The organism is Mesobacillus boroniphilus JCM 21738, from assembly GCF_000517385.1.
GTDB classification, from domain to species: Bacteria; Bacillota; Bacilli; order Bacillales; family Cytobacillaceae; genus Mesobacillus; species Mesobacillus boroniphilus.
In genome coordinates, this window is sequence record NZ_BAUW01000018.1 from 37,124 (window position 1) to 53,192 (window position 16,069).

The 16,069-nt window shown below is 43.8% G+C and carries 15 protein-coding genes, 4 pseudogenes and 1 riboswitch; of the genes and pseudogenes, 8 read left to right on the plus strand and 11 right to left on the minus strand.

Going from position 1 to position 16,069, the window contains the following annotated elements:
- Nucleotides 1-379: 379 nt before the first annotated feature.
- The 3 genes and pseudogenes from JCM21738_RS07740 to JCM21738_RS26660 all read left to right on the plus strand — a co-directional run bounded on the left by JCM21738_RS07740 (nucleotide 380) and on the right by JCM21738_RS26660 (nucleotide 2,657).
- Nucleotides 380-1,680, plus strand: a pseudogene (locus tag JCM21738_RS07740) (NCS2 family permease).
- 255 nt (nucleotides 1,681-1,935) lie between these two features.
- Entirely contained in the window at nucleotides 1,936-2,511 is a 576-nt protein-coding gene (locus JCM21738_RS07745; protein WP_023625488.1) for a YitT family protein, read from the plus strand.
- Between the two features lie 23 nt (nucleotides 2,512-2,534).
- Complete coding sequence (locus tag JCM21738_RS26660; protein WP_256360185.1) at nucleotides 2,535-2,657, plus strand: hypothetical protein; 123 nt, start codon at nucleotides 2,535-2,537, stop codon at nucleotides 2,655-2,657.
- A 104-nt stretch (nucleotides 2,658-2,761) separates the two neighbouring features.
- On the opposite strand, the gene JCM21738_RS07750 is transcribed toward JCM21738_RS26660, so the two are convergent.
- Nucleotides 2,762-4,114 carry an L-cystine transporter gene (locus tag JCM21738_RS07750; protein ID WP_173401222.1) on the minus strand — a complete coding sequence of 451 codons (1,353 nt, stop codon included), beginning with the start codon at nucleotides 4,112-4,114 and terminating at the stop codon, nucleotides 2,762-2,764.
- A gap of 240 nt (nucleotides 4,115-4,354) precedes the next feature.
- Nucleotides 4,355-4,573: pseudogene (locus JCM21738_RS27230) on the minus strand (glutaredoxin family protein); the annotation flags it as partial.
- Between the two features lie 471 nt (nucleotides 4,574-5,044).
- Here JCM21738_RS27230 and JCM21738_RS22345 point away from each other — a divergent pair.
- Nucleotides 5,045-5,848 carry a histidine kinase dimerization/phospho-acceptor domain-containing protein gene (locus JCM21738_RS22345; RefSeq protein WP_256360187.1) on the plus strand — a complete coding sequence of 268 codons (804 nt, stop codon included), beginning with the start codon at nucleotides 5,045-5,047 and terminating at the stop codon, nucleotides 5,846-5,848.
- Between the two features lie 17 nt (nucleotides 5,849-5,865).
- Complete coding sequence (locus tag JCM21738_RS22350) at nucleotides 5,866-6,234, plus strand: ATP-binding protein (RefSeq protein WP_052019599.1); 369 nt, start codon at nucleotides 5,866-5,868, stop codon at nucleotides 6,232-6,234.
- A gap of 14 nt (nucleotides 6,235-6,248) precedes the next feature.
- Here the strand turns inward: JCM21738_RS22350 and JCM21738_RS07760 are convergent, their stop codons facing one another.
- Nucleotides 6,249-6,428 (minus strand): H-type small acid-soluble spore protein, encoded by a 180-nt coding sequence (locus tag JCM21738_RS07760; RefSeq protein WP_023625491.1) that lies wholly within the window; start codon nucleotides 6,426-6,428, stop codon nucleotides 6,249-6,251.
- A 78-nt stretch (nucleotides 6,429-6,506) separates the two neighbouring features.
- Nucleotides 6,507-7,538: a sporulation integral membrane protein YtvI gene (gene ytvI, locus JCM21738_RS07765; protein ID WP_023625492.1), complete on the minus strand. Its 1,032-nt coding sequence runs from the start codon at nucleotides 7,536-7,538 to the stop codon at nucleotides 6,507-6,509.
- Nucleotides 7,539-7,728: 190 nt separating this feature from the next.
- Here ytvI and JCM21738_RS07770 point away from each other — a divergent pair, with 190 nt between their 5' ends.
- Nucleotides 7,729-8,385 carry a DNA-3-methyladenine glycosylase gene (locus JCM21738_RS07770; protein ID WP_023625493.1) on the plus strand — a complete coding sequence of 219 codons (657 nt, stop codon included), beginning with the start codon at nucleotides 7,729-7,731 and terminating at the stop codon, nucleotides 8,383-8,385.
- Nucleotides 8,385-8,908, plus strand: a pseudogene (locus tag JCM21738_RS07775) (D-glycero-alpha-D-manno-heptose-1,7-bisphosphate 7-phosphatase). Before JCM21738_RS07770 ends, JCM21738_RS07775 begins: the two are co-directional and overlap by 1 nt.
- Nucleotides 8,909-9,159: 251 nt before the next feature.
- Here the strand turns inward: JCM21738_RS07775 and JCM21738_RS07780 are convergent.
- The 6 genes from JCM21738_RS07780 to JCM21738_RS07805 form a co-directional block, all read right to left on the minus strand.
- Entirely contained in the window at nucleotides 9,160-9,711 is a 552-nt protein-coding gene (locus JCM21738_RS07780; RefSeq protein ID WP_023625495.1) for a 2-oxoacid:ferredoxin oxidoreductase subunit gamma family protein, read from the minus strand.
- On the minus strand, nucleotides 9,711-10,469 hold the full coding sequence (locus JCM21738_RS07785; protein ID WP_023625496.1) for a thiamine pyrophosphate-dependent enzyme: 759 nt from the start codon (nucleotides 10,467-10,469) through the stop codon (nucleotides 9,711-9,713). Before JCM21738_RS07785 ends, JCM21738_RS07780 begins: the two co-directional genes overlap by 1 nt.
- Nucleotides 10,466-11,530 carry a 3-methyl-2-oxobutanoate dehydrogenase subunit VorB gene (locus JCM21738_RS07790; protein WP_023625497.1) on the minus strand — a complete coding sequence of 355 codons (1,065 nt, stop codon included), beginning with the start codon at nucleotides 11,528-11,530 and terminating at the stop codon, nucleotides 10,466-10,468. The genes JCM21738_RS07785 and JCM21738_RS07790 overlap by 4 nt, the downstream gene beginning before the upstream one ends.
- Before the next feature lie 16 nt (nucleotides 11,531-11,546).
- Nucleotides 11,547-11,777, minus strand: coding sequence for a 4Fe-4S binding protein (locus tag JCM21738_RS07795; RefSeq protein WP_031307999.1), 231 nt, complete (start codon nucleotides 11,775-11,777; stop codon nucleotides 11,547-11,549).
- 14 nt (nucleotides 11,778-11,791) lie between these two features.
- Complete coding sequence (locus tag JCM21738_RS07800) at nucleotides 11,792-12,469, minus strand: nucleotide-binding protein (protein ID WP_023625499.1); 678 nt, start codon at nucleotides 12,467-12,469, stop codon at nucleotides 11,792-11,794.
- Between the two features lie 158 nt (nucleotides 12,470-12,627).
- On the minus strand, nucleotides 12,628-12,900 hold the full coding sequence (locus JCM21738_RS07805) for a hypothetical protein (protein WP_035209179.1): 273 nt from the start codon (nucleotides 12,898-12,900) through the stop codon (nucleotides 12,628-12,630).
- A 650-nt stretch (nucleotides 12,901-13,550) separates the two neighbouring features.
- Nucleotides 13,551-13,652, plus strand: a riboswitch (purine riboswitch).
- Nucleotides 13,653-13,753: 101 nt separating this feature from the next.
- On the opposite strand from JCM21738_RS07805, the pseudogene JCM21738_RS07810 reads away from it, so the two are divergent.
- Nucleotides 13,754-15,044: pseudogene (locus JCM21738_RS07810) on the plus strand (NCS2 family permease).
- Between the two features lie 47 nt (nucleotides 15,045-15,091).
- On the opposite strand, the gene JCM21738_RS07815 reads toward JCM21738_RS07810, so the two are convergent.
- On the minus strand, nucleotides 15,092-16,000 hold the full coding sequence (locus JCM21738_RS07815; protein ID WP_023625504.1) for a Gfo/Idh/MocA family protein: 909 nt from the start codon (nucleotides 15,998-16,000) through the stop codon (nucleotides 15,092-15,094).
- Nucleotides 16,001-16,069 lie beyond the last annotated feature (69 nt).

The window sequence follows — 16,069 nt, forward strand, 5'->3', positions numbered from 1 at the left end:
TGGGAAGTAAATGTCTCATAAGGGTACATTTCTGTCTCTTTCGTACCCTTATGAGGAGGAAAAACTCTGCATAAGGGTATATTTAGGCTCTTTTCGTATCCTTATGAGGAGGAAAGACTCTGCATAAGGGTACATTTAGGCTCTTTTCGTATCCTTATGAGGAGGAAAGACTCTGCATAAGGGTACATTTAGGCTTTTTTCGTACCCTTATGAATTATCCCTATGCATATAAGGGTACAATAAATGGACATTTAACATTTCCGAATACTTCCCTGACACTTATTATTGGATTTTCTTGAAATTCACACTTGAAAAACACATCAAAAACGAATATTATATTTATTGTGTTTAAAAATCGTTCGTATTTTTGGAGGAACTCATGTTTAAATTAAAAGAGAACAACACGAATGCAAAAACAGAAATGATGGCTGGTATAACGACCTTTTTCACAATGGTTTATATTGTTGTTGTCAATCCTATCATCCTGGCTGATGCCGGCGTTCCCTTTGAGCAAGTTTTTACAGCGACAATCATCGCTGCTGTGATCGGTACGCTGTGGATGGCCTTATTTGCTAATTATCCAATCGCTATCGCTCCTGGTATGGGGCTGAACGCTTACTTTGCCTACTCTGTTGTAGGCAATAACCAGAACATTTCATATGAGACTGCATTCGCTGCGGTTTTTATCGCGGGGTTAATATTTGTCATCCTGTCCCTGACTCCGTTCCGTGAGAAGTTAATTGAGGCGATTCCAGCAACTTAAAGCACGGAATCACCGCAGGTATTGGACTTTTCATTGCTTTCATCGGTTTGCGTCTTACAGGAATCATCACCGACCACCCATCGAACCTGGTAGGCCTTGGGGATCTGCATTCCCCATCAGCAGTGCTGGCGTTGATTGGTCTAGCGGTCACGCTTGTCTTAATGGTGCTTAAAGTGAATGGAGCTTTGTTCCTGGGAATGGTCGTCACTGCATTGATCGCCTTCTTCACAGGCCAATTGGACTTTAAAGAGGGTTTCATGTCTATGCCATCACTTCCTGAAGGCATGATTGTCCTGAATCCATGGACAGCATTGATGGATGTTGTACAAAACAGCTTATACGCAGTTGTCTTTTCTTTTATCCTTGTGACAATCTTTGATACTACCGGCACAATGATTGGCGTGGCTCATCAGGCAGGCTTGATGAAAGGAAATTCAATGCCGCGTGCAAGAGAAGCATTGCTGTCAGATTCGATCGCAACTGCCGCTGGTGCTATGTTCGGAACAAGCCCGACAACAGCTTACATTGAATCATCTTCAGGTGTGGCTGCAGGAGGACGTACTGGTCTTACTTCGCTGACAGTAGCTGGGCTATTCATCGCTGCTGCTTTCTTCGGACCGCTTGTCAGTGCGGTTTCCGGATTGTCGGCTATTACAGCTCCGGCACTGATTATTGTTGGAAGCTTAATGATGGGAAGCATCTCTCAAATCAGCTGGGACCAGCTTGATGAAGCATTCCCTGCTTTCTTGATCATCTTGAGCATGCCGCTTACATCAAGCATCGCAACAGGAATCGCACTTGGTTTCATTTCTTATCCATTACTAAAAGTTGTAAAAGGGCAATGGCGTGATGTTCACCCTCTGCTTTACGTTTTTGCAGTGCTGTTCTTTTACCAGCTTGCTTTCTTGCCACACTAATGAAAAGCGTAAGCGCTTGGTCAGCCCCGACAAGCGCTGGAGGCCGACCGGTGAAGTCGTTCTTTGACTTCATTGGGCGGATCGAAGCGACTCGAGGGGCTAGGCGCTGGAGCTAGACACTAATCTAAGTTCAAAAAGTGATTCTTAAAGTAATACCCGAACCCGCCTAAACAGCGGGTTCTTTTTTATAGTCTGTTCTATCGCTTGCCATTCTACATAGAAATAATGGGAGAAGGACAAGGTGGGTGATAATGTATGACTGGTAAGGTTCTCGCAGTATTAATAGGCAGCTTGTTACTGGGGGTTGGAGTCAATGGCTTTCTGGTCCCCCACCATTTGCTCGACGGCGGAATGATCGGAATTGGCTTGATTATGCACTATTTTTATGGCTGGCCGACGGGCTTGACCATGATTTTTCTCAGTATTCCATTATACGTACTGGCCTGGATACTGGAGCGAAAATATTTTTTTCATAGTCTGCATGGATTGTTGGTATCAAGTCTGTTCATTGACTTGTTCGCTCCAATTGAACAAGGACTGCAATTAGGCATTTTTTCAAGCGCGATCATAGGCGGCCTATTAGTTGGCTGTGGGATTGGCTTAATGCTCCGCTATGAAACCAGCACTGGCGGAACTGACCTGTTAGCCCAGTTGATCCATAAATTTTTCTCTCTGAATGTTGGACTCTTGATTTTTATGATAGATGGCCTTGTGGTTTTGTCAGGATTAAAAGTGATCGGACTGGAAAAATTCATGTACTCACTGCTTACGATTACTTGCGTCGGATTGATGACGGCACTGTGTGTGATTAAGAGGGAGACGATCCTTTAACATTTTTCAAAATAGCTTCCTGTATGAACAAAAAGCGCAAGCGCCTTGTTCAGCCCCGACAAGCGTTGGAGGGCCGACCGGTGAAGTCGTTCTTTGACTTCATCGGGCGGACCGAAACGTCTCGAGGGGCTAGGCGCTGGAGCTAGATTAAGAATACTACATGTAGTTATCCACAACTAAATAAATTTTATAGTTTCCTAACCAATAAAAAATCCCGCCTCAAGTGACTTTGGCGGGATTTTACTCTTTTCTATGCTTCTGCTTCGATTTTTTGATTCATGTCTGTGTAGACAGTCGGGTCTATTTCTTTTGTGATTCTGCTTGTCAGGATACCTGAAGTCATCGAGCCGCTTACATTTACTGCTGTACGTCCCATATCGATTAATGGTTCGATTGAAATCAGCAAGCCGGCAAGAGCAACTGGCAGGTTCAATGCAGAGAGCACAAGCAATGCTGCAAATGTAGCTCCGCCCCCAACACCGGCAACTCCGAAGGAACTGATGGCTACGATGGCGATAACAGTTGCGATGAATGATGGTGTCAATGGATCAACTCCAACTGATGGTGCAATCATGACAGCCAGCATCGCAGGATATATCCCCGCGCAGCCATTTTGTCCGATAGATAACCCGAAGGAACCGGCAAAGTTGGCAATGCCCTCTGGAACGCCAAGCGAACGCTGTGTTTTGATATTTAATGGCAATGCCCCGGCACTCGTTCTTGAAGTGAAAGCAAACGCGAGAACAGGAAAGGCTTTTTTAATATAAGTGACTGGATTCAAACCAGCAATCGTCAGTAATAACAAGTGGATAATGAACATGATTGCAAGAGCAACATATGAAGCTGCTACGAATTTACCCAGTTTCAAGATTGCGTCGAAATCACTTAAGGCAACCGTTTTTGTCATGATGGCAAGAACTCCATATGGAGTCAGGCGCAGGATCAGCGTGACGACCCTCATGATGACCGCATAGAAAGCATCAACAATCTTGGCAAACAGCTCTGCTTGATCAGGAGACTTCCTCCTCACTCCAAGATAAGCTATTCCAAGGAATGCCGCGAAAATCACTACTGATATTGTAGAAGTTGGTCTTGCACCAGTGAAGTCAAGAAAGGGATTGGCTGGCAAGAGATCAAGAATTTGCTGTGGCATTGTACGGCCTTCAATTCCACCATACGTTTCCTCAAGCTTCTCAGCACGCGCTTGCTCCGCCTCACCCTCTGTGATCTGCACAGCTTCAAGGTCGAAACCAACAGCAGTAGCGATACCAACCGCAGCGGCAACAGCTGTTGTGCCAACCAGCAAGCCGAGGATCAGTGTACTGATTTTACCGATGTTATTTGTCAGCTTAAGCTTCGTGAAAGCAGCCAAAATCGATATAAATACCAGCGGCATAACAATCATTTGCAGGAACTTTACATAACCGCTTCCCACGATCGAGAACCAGTCAGTACTCTGCGTAATGACCTCAGATCCCGCTCCATAAATGAATTGCAATGCAAAACCGAAGACAATCCCGATTCCCAGTGCAATGAATACTCGTTTAGAAAAAGATACATGTTTCTTTTGCATGTAAAAAAGAACAGCAATGATGCCTAGCATAACTGCAATATTTAAAATAACAAGTCCAGTGGTCACTGTCTTTCCCCCCTAATTTATCATTCTCGAATAATATAATACATGTATTCTTATAAGTCAACTCGGAATTAAAATATTACCCTCCCTCTTGAAAGATTTATACATTATAATTTATGAACTTCAATATAGTTCCATGTCACTTAAAATTTTTATCAAAGAACAAAAAGCCTCCAAATTGGATGGCTTTTTGTCTTTATTAATTAATTATAAGCTGTCGACAAGCTTCTCGATTTCAGTTCTGTTATTTTCAAATCCGATCAAAACCTTTTTGTCCTTCATAAAAAAGAGCTTAGTGCTTGTGAATATGAACGCTGGTACAATCGCTGTACCCGTCTGTTCTTTAAGCTTTTTCTCCTGTTCTGGCTCACCCTGGACATTGATTTCTTCATACGGTACATGATTCTGCGAAAGAAACTCCTTCGCTTTCTGGCAGTCTGTTCACATCGGCCGGGTGAAAAGGGTTAATGAGTTTCTGGCCATAATATTGCCTCCTCTGCAGTTTTTGTAAAAATAGTATATCGCCAAGTACTGACAGCCATCCAATAATCCGCTTGTGCATCCAGTAAACCATACTTGAGAATGACGACTCTTCATGCCTTTCCAGTAGCGAAGTAAACTCGAAAAGAGCCAAGAGAACCTATTTGTTCAAAAACATACCCCATAAGCAACTATGGCAAAAAAATAGTCATGATAAAAACAACTGAAATCAGTTTTGTGTTAAAGTAAAAGCAATATATCCGAATAATATGTCTTTTAACAAACATATATTTTGAATGGAGCGACCGCTCCTTGTCGACTGGAGATTAAGACTATGAACCAATTAACTGTTCTTGTATTGAATCTGATCTTCATCCTGTTTTCTACATTCGTGTTCCAATACATTATCGTTAACAAATTCACAAGTTATATAGGAAAAACGCCAAAACATTCATTATTATTTTGGGCGGAATTCAAATTCTGTTCTGCATGTCTTTTACGGTGATTGGCAGTCCTGATTTCATCTTCGACCTCCGATTGATCCCCGTTGTCCTTGGAGGCTTGTACGGCGGTCCGGTTGTCAGCATCATGCTTTTCATCATTGTTGTAGCCGCAAGAATTCCTTTTGGTGGCAACGGGGTATGGATTAACTTTTTCAACATGCTCACCATCACTGTTTTAACCGTTTATCTATCCAGTAAGTTCAGGGCTTTCCCTCTATCCAGGAAACTATATACTGTTGTGGCGGTCGCTTTATCTTATACCGTCCTCATTTTCCTGATGAAGGCGGCGGTGTTTGACGACTTGTCTAATTTTCAATTCATTCTCTTATACGGTCTTGCCCTTTCTGCCGGAATTTTTATTGTGACATATTACATTGAAATCATGAGGCAGAATCAGCTTTTACATAATGCTGTCATCAAGTCAGATAAGATTGAGGTTGTCTCCCAGTTGGCTGCGAGTGTCAGTCATGAGGTACGCAACCCGCTTACGGTCACACGAGGATTTCTGCAAATGCTTAAAGATCCTACTATTGAGGAAAAGAAGAGGCTTTATTATTTGAATACTGCAATTGATGAGCTCGATCGTGCAGAAACGATCATTAAAGATTACCTGAATTTCGCCAAACCACAATCGGAAATGGATTCATCCATATGTGTAAAGGAAGAAATCGAGAAAGCACTTGAGCTCATCCTCCTTATGCAAATCATTTTTCGGTAAATATAAAAAGGGATTTGATGGCGGGAATGAATGTTGTCGGTGAAGCCGCCAAATTCCACCAATGTATACTCAATATCATCAAAAACGGCATTGAGGCTATGCCAAACGGCGGTGACCTGGTAATCAGCTGCCGCGAGATGGCCAATAACCATGTATCCATCACGATTAAAGATACAGGATGCGGCATGTCTCCACAGCAATTAGCGAAAATCGGGCAACCTTACTTTTCAACCAAGGCAGAAAAGGGCACCGGGCTTGGCATGATGGTCGTTAATAAGATTATCCACGAAATGGGCGGTACGGTAGACGTTAAAAGCAAAATGAACGAAGGCACCCAATTCAAAATCACATTACCGCTCTATAATATGGAAAAACGGGAGACGTAGATTCTCCCGTATTTCTATTCCTCTATTAAATTCAAGACTGGTACGTCTCTTTCTACATCCGGTTCTGATTTTGAATAAATCCTCGCCATTTTGGTCTTCTCATCAACATGCTGGATGATGATTGGTGTCACATCATAAGTTACATTAATCATATCTGCTGACTCAACAATTTCTTTTGCACGGCCTACGTTCATTCCTGATTTCCTCCTTCTTGGTAACAAACATAATTTATGCTTAATCATGTGCTGCTATCCAAAAAAGCGGCCTGAAAATCAAATCTTGAAATTCAGCCTGATAACATTTGCTTTTCTTAAAGTGTCGTAGATAATCACGACAATCGGACCGATAAAAATCCCGGAAAGCCCGAGTAGTTTGAGTCCAATATACATGCTGATCAATGAGGCAAGCGGTGAGATGCCAAGGTTTGATGAATAAATCTTTGGCTCGATCACCCTGCGGACAACAGTGATGACCAGGAACAAAATAATTAATCCAATCCCCAGAAAATGATTATCCTGCAGAATGGCAATAACGGCCCAGGGAACAAGGACCGATCCAGTTCCGAGAATCGGCAGGATATCGACAATGACAATCAACAATGACAGCAGTCCTGTATATTTAACCCCAAGAATGCTCAAGCCCGCCATGGCCATGATAAAGGTGACTAAGCTCAGGATAACCTGCGCTTTTAAAAACCCTATTCCGGCTTTGTTCAACTGGCTTCCAACCAGGAACACCTTCTGTCGGGTTTGCTCCTTCAAATGGGATTCCAGCTTCATTTTAAGATTAGGAAGTTCAAGACTGAACAAAAATAACGCAATAAGATAAACAAGAAACTCAATCATGAACCCTGGTATTGCCGTAAGCAAATTGATTATGCCGGCAATGAATTGCTGCAGGAACGAATCGAGTGTATTGATATTCTTTTCAATCGTCGCTTCAATCTGGTCAATGACTTCTCCCGGGAAGTTTTTTGAATAGAATTCCCACTTGCCCATTAAAGGGAGAATTGCTGTCCTGTAAATGTCCCTTACGAAAGTAGGAGTTCGTTCGGATAATGATACCGCTTGATGGGCAATAATTGAAACCAGGTTATATCCAATAACACCAAGCAGGAGCACATAGCTGATAAATACTCCAATCACAGACTGAAGACGCTTGAATGAAAATCTTTTCATAATCCATTGAACCATTCCTTCGAGCATGACGGCTGTTAACACAGCAAAAATGAGCGGAAGGCTATATGGAACAAGGAAAAAAATGACTGCAGCAATCAATGCAGCCCATAACCATTTTTTCCACATATAATAGATACTCTCCTTATGGAAACTAAATCTGTCAGACCTTTAAAAATACTATAAACCATCTTTAGCCTATCCGCTATTTTTTTCACTAGGTATTTTCGAAAAAATACTAGGTATTTTGGGCATAAAATAATGGATGACTCATTCGGATGCAGGGTATAAAGAGTAAAAAGAGTTATTAGGAGGTTATATGGCAGAAGAAGGGCTTATTTTTCATGCACTAGATAAAAATTTCTATCAGCAGCCTACCCTAGAATTGGCGGTATCGCTCCTGGGATGCATTTTAGTGAAAGAAACTGAGGAAGGAAAAGCCGCGGGAATAATTGTGGAGACAGAAGCCTATGTCGGCCCAATGGACAAAGCCGCACACAGCTATAATAATCGCAGGACGAAAAGGACAGAGATCATGTTTCATGAAGCCGGGGTAGCCTATACTTATGTTATGCACACCCATACACTCTTCAATGTTGTCAGTGGAAAGAAAGACAATCCAGAGGCAGTTTTGATCAGGGCCATCGAACCTGTCGAAGGAATCGACTTAATGGTTAAGCGCAGGGGTATGCCGGAGTCAGCCAATCTCACCAATGGACCAGGAAAGCTAACGAAAGCACTGGGCATAAATACATCCGATTACGGGCATCCCTTAACAGAGAAGCCACTTTTCATCTCTCAAGGGTTTGTACCTGAGAGCATTTCTTCAGGGAAGAGAATCGGCATCGACAATTCCGGAGAAGCAAGAGATTATCCATGGCGTTTTTGGATCACCGGCAACCGCTATGTATCACGACATCAGAATGCCGAGAAGATAATAGTTTTAAAAGATGTTAGGACAAACGGAGGAACATAATGAAAAAAGCAATATTTTTGGACAGGGATGGAGTACTCAATGAAGTATTATCTCACCGGGTAAAATTCGTTAACACCCCTGAAGATTTTTATCTCCTTGAGGGTGCAGCAGAAGCAGTCGCAGACTTGAGCAAGGCTGGCTATGAAATTTTTGTAGTAACCAATCAGGCGGAGTCGGACTGGGATTCCTGAAGGAAAAGCGCCTGCACGAAATCCATGACCACATGATAAAGATGATCAGGGAACATGGTGGCCATATCAAGGAGGTTGCCTACTGCCCACACAAACCGAAGGCAGGCTGCGAATGCCGCAAACCAAATGCTGGAATGCTTCTTGACCTTGCCAGCAGGTATGATATCGACCTTTCCGGCAGCGTTATGGTCGGCGATCACGAGCGCGATATCGAAGCTGGCAAAAAAGCAGGCTGCAAAACTGTCTTTATTGGGAACGAAGAAACAGGAGCCGATAAACAGGCCCCTTCACTCCAGGCAGCCGTCCCGTTAATTTTGGAGCTTTTGGAATAAGGGATTTGTATGCTTTTCATAGAAACGGCAATAAATTAATACACGTTCAAAAGCGCTGCCATAGAAAAACTGGCAGCGCTTTTTGATGATTGGTTCCTTTAGTTATTTCTGGTTTTGAATCATCATTGTTTCAGTACATTAAGAGTGCGCATTATGAAACTTGGAGTATGCCAGCCCTATATGTGACCGTCACTTCCGTTTTTCCCGGTTCACGCACATAACTCTTCAATAATATTGCCCATCCACCCACATTAAGCCTTTGGACTGGTTTCCTTAGTCAATGATCGCCCCAGTTCAAGTGCGCGGCGATTGATTTCTAATAAGGAGTGCTTTTCAGGGGAAAGCACTTTCTTCAATGCTTCCAAAATTGATTCATCGGACAGAATACCCGTTTCTTCCAGGAATGCCCCAAGCAGGACCATGTTTGCGACTTTTGGATTGCCAAGCTCGTTTGCCTTGTCGGTTGCATCGATAGTTAAAACTCTTATATCGGTCCTGGCTGACACTTTTGAAATCAAAGATGAGTTCACAACTAATAACCCGCCTGCCCTGACCATTGGTTCAAACTTTTCATATGAAGGGTTATTAAGGACTATCACTGTCGTCGGCCTTGAAACAATGGGTGAACCTACCTGTTCTTCGCTGACGACAACTGCACAGTTGGCGGTACCGCCGCGCTGCTCTGGTCCGTAAGATGGCAGCCATGATACATACCTCCCTTCAGTCATCCCTGCATAGGCAATCAGCTGGCCCATCGACATGACTCCCTGGCCTCCAAATCCCGCTATCAAGATTTCCTCCATCAGCGAACATCCCCCTTCTCTGGATCCTTATACACGCCAAGAGGATAGGCAGGCACCATGTTGTCCTTAATCCAATTCAGCGATTCATTTGGGTCAAGTCCCCAGTTCGTCGGACAGCTGGACAGAATCTCGACCATCGAGAAACCCAGTCCCTGCTTCTGTGTTTCAAATGCTTTGCGAATCGCTTTCTTCGCTTTAAGGATGTTCGGCACATCATGCGTTGAAACTCGTTCGATATAAGCTGTTCCATCCAGAGTTGACAGCATTTCACTCACTCTGATCGGCAATCCCTGGATGCTTCCATCCCGTCCGAATGGAGTCGTCGCCGTTTTCTGGCCAACCAATGTAGTAGGTGCCATTTGACCGCCTGTCATACCATAAATCGCATTATTCACAAAAATAACGGTAAAATTTTCACCTCTTGCAGCAGCATGGACAGCCTCGGCAATTCCAATCGATGCTAGGTCGCCATCACCCTGGTAGGTAAAAACAAATCGGTCAGGAAGGACCCGCTTGATGCCTGTCGCGACAGCCGGGGCCCTGCCATGCGCAGCCTGGGTCATATCACAATTGAAATATTCATAGGACAGCACAGAGCAACCGACGGAAGCGACACCAACAGTATCCTCAAGAATCCCCATTTCCTCAAGAACTTCGCCAACCATCCTGTGGATGATTCCGTGCGTACAGCCGGGACAATAGTGCGTCTGGTTATCAGTCAATCCAGTTGTTTTCTCGAACACGGTCTTCATTGTCATACCTCAACACCCCCTGCCAGCTTTATGATTTGATCATAAATTTCTTCCTGCGCAGGAACGACGCCGCCAGTGCGCCCAAAGAAGGAAACCGGGGCATGGCCCTCGACAGCAAGTCTGACATCCTCAACCATCTGGCCTGCGCTCATCTCGACTGAAAGATAGCCCTTCACCCTGTGACGTGTTTCAATGAACGGCTGCTCAGGGAATGGCCAAAGTGTAACAGGACGGATCATCCCGATTTTCAGCCCGTCTTTTCTCGCTCTGTTGATCGCATTCATGGCAATCCTTGCTGCTGTTCCATAAGCAGTTACAATATAATCGGCATCTTCAGTTTCAAACGTTTCGTATCTGACTTCATTTTGCTTAATCATGGCAAATTTTTTCTGTAAAAGTTCATTCCGTTTTTCGAGTGCATCAGCATTCAATTCAAGGGAGGAGATAATTCTTGGTTTCCCATCGCCGCGTGTTCCCGTGGTAGCCCATTCCTTCTGTTCCGGTTCTCTTTCCTTCAATTCCTTGAACTCAACCGGTTCCATCATCTGTCCCAGCATGCCGTCCCCAAGCAGGATGACTGGCGTCCGATAGCGGTCAGCAATATCAAATGCCGCTTCTGTCAGCTCAATGATTTCCTGAAGCGTCGATGGAGCCAACACAGGTGTATGGTAATCACCATGGCCTCCCCCTTTTGTCACCTGGAAATAGTCCGACTGCGCCGGCTGGATATTGCCTAGTCCTGGTCCCCCGCGGACAACATTCACAATCAGTGCCGGCAATTCTGCACCAACAAGGTATGAGATTCCTTCCTGTTTCAAGCTGAATCCAGGACTCGACGATGAGGTCATCACTCGCACACCGGTTCCAGCCGCTCCATACACCATATTGATTGCTGCTACTTCACTTTCCGCCTGTAAAAATAACCCGCCAACCTCGGGCAGCCTTCTGGCCATATAGGCAACAAGCTCACTCTGCGGCGTGATCGGATAGCCGAAAAAATACTTGCAGCCCGCATGGACAGCAGCTTCCGCAATGACTTCGTTACCCTTCATAAGTACTTTCCCCATTGTCAAAACTCCTTTGCTATACAGATTTCCTTACCTTTTCTGGCCTATAGACAGTAATGACCGAATCCGGACACATTTGCGCACACTTGCCGCAGCTGATGCAATTTTCCTGGTCTGTCACAACAGCCGGCCGGTACCCTTTTTCATTCAAGTAATCAGCAAGATAGATCACATTGGTCGGACAAGCGTTCACACACAGCTTGCATGATTTACAAGTCTCCTCATTAAAAACCACTCTCTGCTCCACCGCTTTTGCCTCCTTTACATTTCCCATGGCAATTTTAGATATCTCGAAATCACTTTCACCTGGGAATCCGACTCAATTCCAGCACTTTCAGCTGATAAATGCTGCGGTACCATCGTGTACAGCAAAGGAATTCCCAATTTATCTGACAGCTCCTTGCCTAACATAAATCCCTTTTTGACATCCTGAATTGTCGTCTCGGATCCTACATTTGAGTTATTGATAATTCCTGTGATATTCAGCCTGGAGGCTTTTTCGATTTTCTGCAGTGTCTCAACCGCCCCCTCCAGAGTACTGACATATGGCCGGTTTGAATTCAAAATAAACAGCACCTCTGGCTTCATTTCTTTCCAGTCGTTATAAAATTGCCCCAGTGCCGTAGCTCCATCTTTATCTCCTCCAGCATCGACGATCAGCTTATAGGCCGGGTCATAGATCACCCTGCTCATATCGCCCGGAACAATCGGCAAATCAGCGGCTGCAAGCCTTTCAGCAGGTGCAATAAGTTCAATTCCCTTTTGTTCAAAAATATTTCTCGCATCCCTCGCACGGTAATATGGATTAACGATGTCGAGATCGGCAACTGCTGTCCTGGTATTTGTTTTCCTTGCCTCGACTGCTAGATTAATAGAGATTTCTGTTTTACCGCTGCCAAAATGGCCGGTAATAATGGTGATGTCCGCACATTTTTTCACCGGTTCCCACCCCTTATTGAATGCGTTTTCATATTAAGTCATCTTCATTATATAAATTTCTTCCCGGCTTCTCTTTGATAAAAGTCACGTTTTTCACAAAAAAAGTGCAGTTATTCAACTTAAAAAGGAGTTCCAAGAAAGAACTCCTTTTTCATGTCTTATATCGCAAAGCTCAGAATCACTTTTTGCGGCATGTCCTGCTCTTCATAAACATCTTTTCTCAATCTCTCGCAAGAAGGCATCTCATACGAAAAATCTTCCACTGCTCCAGGAATCATTCCATTTGCTTTCAGTGCATTAAAAACTCTTTGCATTGCATCATCTGTGTCCAGGCAATCTTCAGAACCTTCATATTTAAAACAATCAACGCATGTTTCCACGATATTTGCATCAATCTGTTCCTGTATAAATACTAGTTTTGCTCCAGCCATCTTCTCACTTCACGATTTTCCAATTCAATAATCGTTGTTACGTTCATTATTGGCACCTCCATTTGGATTACACTATCATTATAGTAAGTAAAAAACCAAACAGGGGTGTTTTGCCATTTAGTTCATTTATTATTCACATCTTCTCGTCAAAAAGTTGTCAAAAACTCCTAAACAAAGGGATTTCTGATACCCGTGCAGGGATTTATCCGAGTTGATTCCCCGAACCACATGTAATTCAGTGAAAGCCAGCTTGATCCAGTAAACTCACATGGTAATTTCAATAATCTTCATCTGAATTCAGCGACTTCGATAGCGCACACAGCTATACTCTTTTCTTTTGACAGCTTTTCTCGTTTTCTCTTCAAACCTGTCTTAAGTTGGCTCTTTTTTGACAGCTTTTCTTGTTTTCCTCTCAAACCTGTCTTAAGTTCGCTCTTCTTTTGACAGCTTTTCTCGCTTTCTCCTCAAACCTGTCTTAAGTTCGCTCTTCTTTTGACAGCTTTTTTCGCTTTCTCCTCAAACCTCAAACCTGTCTTAAGTTGGTACAAAATAACTTCCATCAATCTAATAATCAGAAAAAAACAAATAGATAAACTTTAAGAATTGTAATTGACCTCGATGTAAATAGCTGATACTATCACTAGTATTATTTAAATCCATAATCTTTTCCTTGTATATGTTCGAGAATATGGCTCGGACGTTTCTACCATGCTACCGTAAAAAGCGTGACTACAAGGGACTTTGATATTTGCTATTCTTTTTGGCATCTATTTGTCCTTTGTGGTACTCCGGCAGCATAAAACTGCCGGAGTTTTTTATTTTTCTACCAAACGCAACCAGGAGGACAGCACACATGAAAAACTTTTTCCAGTTCGCAGAACGAAACACAACTTATAAACAGGAAACCCTCGCCGGAATTACGACGTTCCTGTCGATGGCGTACATTCTTGTCGTCAATCCATTAATCCTCAGCCAGGCAGGCATGGATAAGGGGGCTGTTTTTACAGCTACAGCTCTGTCAGCCATCATCGGGTCCCTTCTTATCGGTCTGCTTGCTAACTTCCCGATTGGGATCGCTCCAAGCATGGGCTTGAATTCATTTTTCACTTTTACCGTAAGCATCGGCATGGGAGTAAAATGGGAGGTCGCCCTTACTGGTGTATTCATCGCGGGTGTTCTGTTCGTCATCCTCAGCCTTTTGAAGATCCGCGAAAAAATCATCAATGTCATCCCACAGGATCTTAAGCATGCAATCGCGGCTGGCATCGGTTTCTTCGTCGCCTTCATCGGCTTGAAAAATGCGGGTATCATCGTTGGCAGCGAAGCGACTTTTGTCTCTATCGGCAACCTGACATCAGGCCCTGTCCTGCTTGCCCTCTTCGGCTTCATCGTCAGTATCATCATGATGGCTCGCGGAATCAGTGGCGGCATCTTTTATGGAATGGTGATTGCGACAATCGCTGGAATTTTAACTGGCTTGATTGAAAAACCTACAGCAATCGTCGGTTCGGTTCCTGATATCTCACCTACGTTTGGTGTCGTCTTCAATCACATTGGAGATATCTTCTCCAGATGTCCTTGCCGTCATTTTCACATTCTTGTTTGTTGCTTTCTTTGATACTGCTGGTGCACTTATTGCGGTAGCAAGCCAGGCTGGTCTGATGAAGGACAATAAAATTCCCAATGCGGGGCGTGCACTACTTGCTGACGCAGGGTCAGCTGTTGCTGGAGCTGTACTTGGCACCTCCACAACAGCGTCTTTCGTTGAATCATCAGCAGGCATCGCGGTCGGCGGTCGGACCGGCTTCACTTCAGTGATCATTGCGGCGTGTTTCGGTGTGGCAATGCTCTTCTCTCCGATCCTATCAGTCATCACGCCAGAAGTTACCGCCCCAGCACTCATTATTGTTGGTGCGTTGATGGCAACTGAAATCAGTAAAATCAACTGGAGCAATCTTGCAGTGATTATTCCTTCATTCGTCACAATCATCATGATGCCGCTCACCTTCAGTGTGGCAACAGGAATCGCCCTTGGTTTCATTCTTTATCCATTGATGATGCTCGGCATGGGCAAGCTTAGGGAAGTCCATCCGATTATGTACGTTCTTGGTTTCTTGTTTGTTGGTTATTTTATATATGTATAAAATAAGCCCCGTCACTCTATGTAAGAGGACGGGGCTTGTCCTTTTGCTTAAATCAATTCTAATTCGACCACGATTTTTTCACAGAGCTCATGCGTTACCAGCGAATCCTTTGCGCTAATTGAAGGTAATGAATTATTTCCGACCGCCTGGAGGAAATCAAAAATAATTTGCTCGAAGCCGCGCTTATGGAGGGTCGGCTCCCAGTCATTTCCTCCATGTCTCGTTTCATTCCTGTTTTCCTGAACAATGATGTCTGAAACATTCACTGCGGTTCTTTTTTGATTGGATTGGAATACTTCTACCTTTTCCTCGACAACGCCGCTGTCACGGTTCATAATTCCGATTGCGATTCCCTCTTCTGCCTGCAGCTGAATTACTACGTGGTGCAAAAAAGCTCCATTTTTCTTTCCGGTAACATTGATCTGCTTTATGTCGTAGGGAAACAACAATCTTAACGTATCGACCACATGGATAAAATCATCGAGTATGAAATGGCGTATTTCCCCAGGCAAGGCCTTCCTGTTTTTCTGCATGATTACCATATTCGGTTCTTTCAACTCAGCTAACTGTTTATACGCCGGCGCATACCTCCGGTTGAAACCTGTCATTAATATTAAGCCTTTATCCTCAGCCAGCTCTGTCAATTCCCTGGTTTTTTCATACTCATAGGCAATCGGCTTATCGACATACACATGGATACCAGCCAGCAGCAGTTTTTTTACAATTTCATGATGTGAGTCAGTTGCACTATGGACAAAAGCACCCTTAACTCCACTTTCAATTAGCTCCTCGAGACTTAAATGGATATGAGAAAATCTATACTTTGCAGCAAGAGTTTTCAGCTTGGAAATATCACGTGTATAAAGGTGGAATTCAACATCTCCCTTTTCCGCGAATACAGGCAGATAGGCCTTTTGAGCAATATCCCCTAAACCAATGATTCCGATCTTCAACATGTCGATTTCCCCCTACTAATTTTGATATATCAAGTGTACACAGGAACACGGACATTAGAAAAGCGCAAG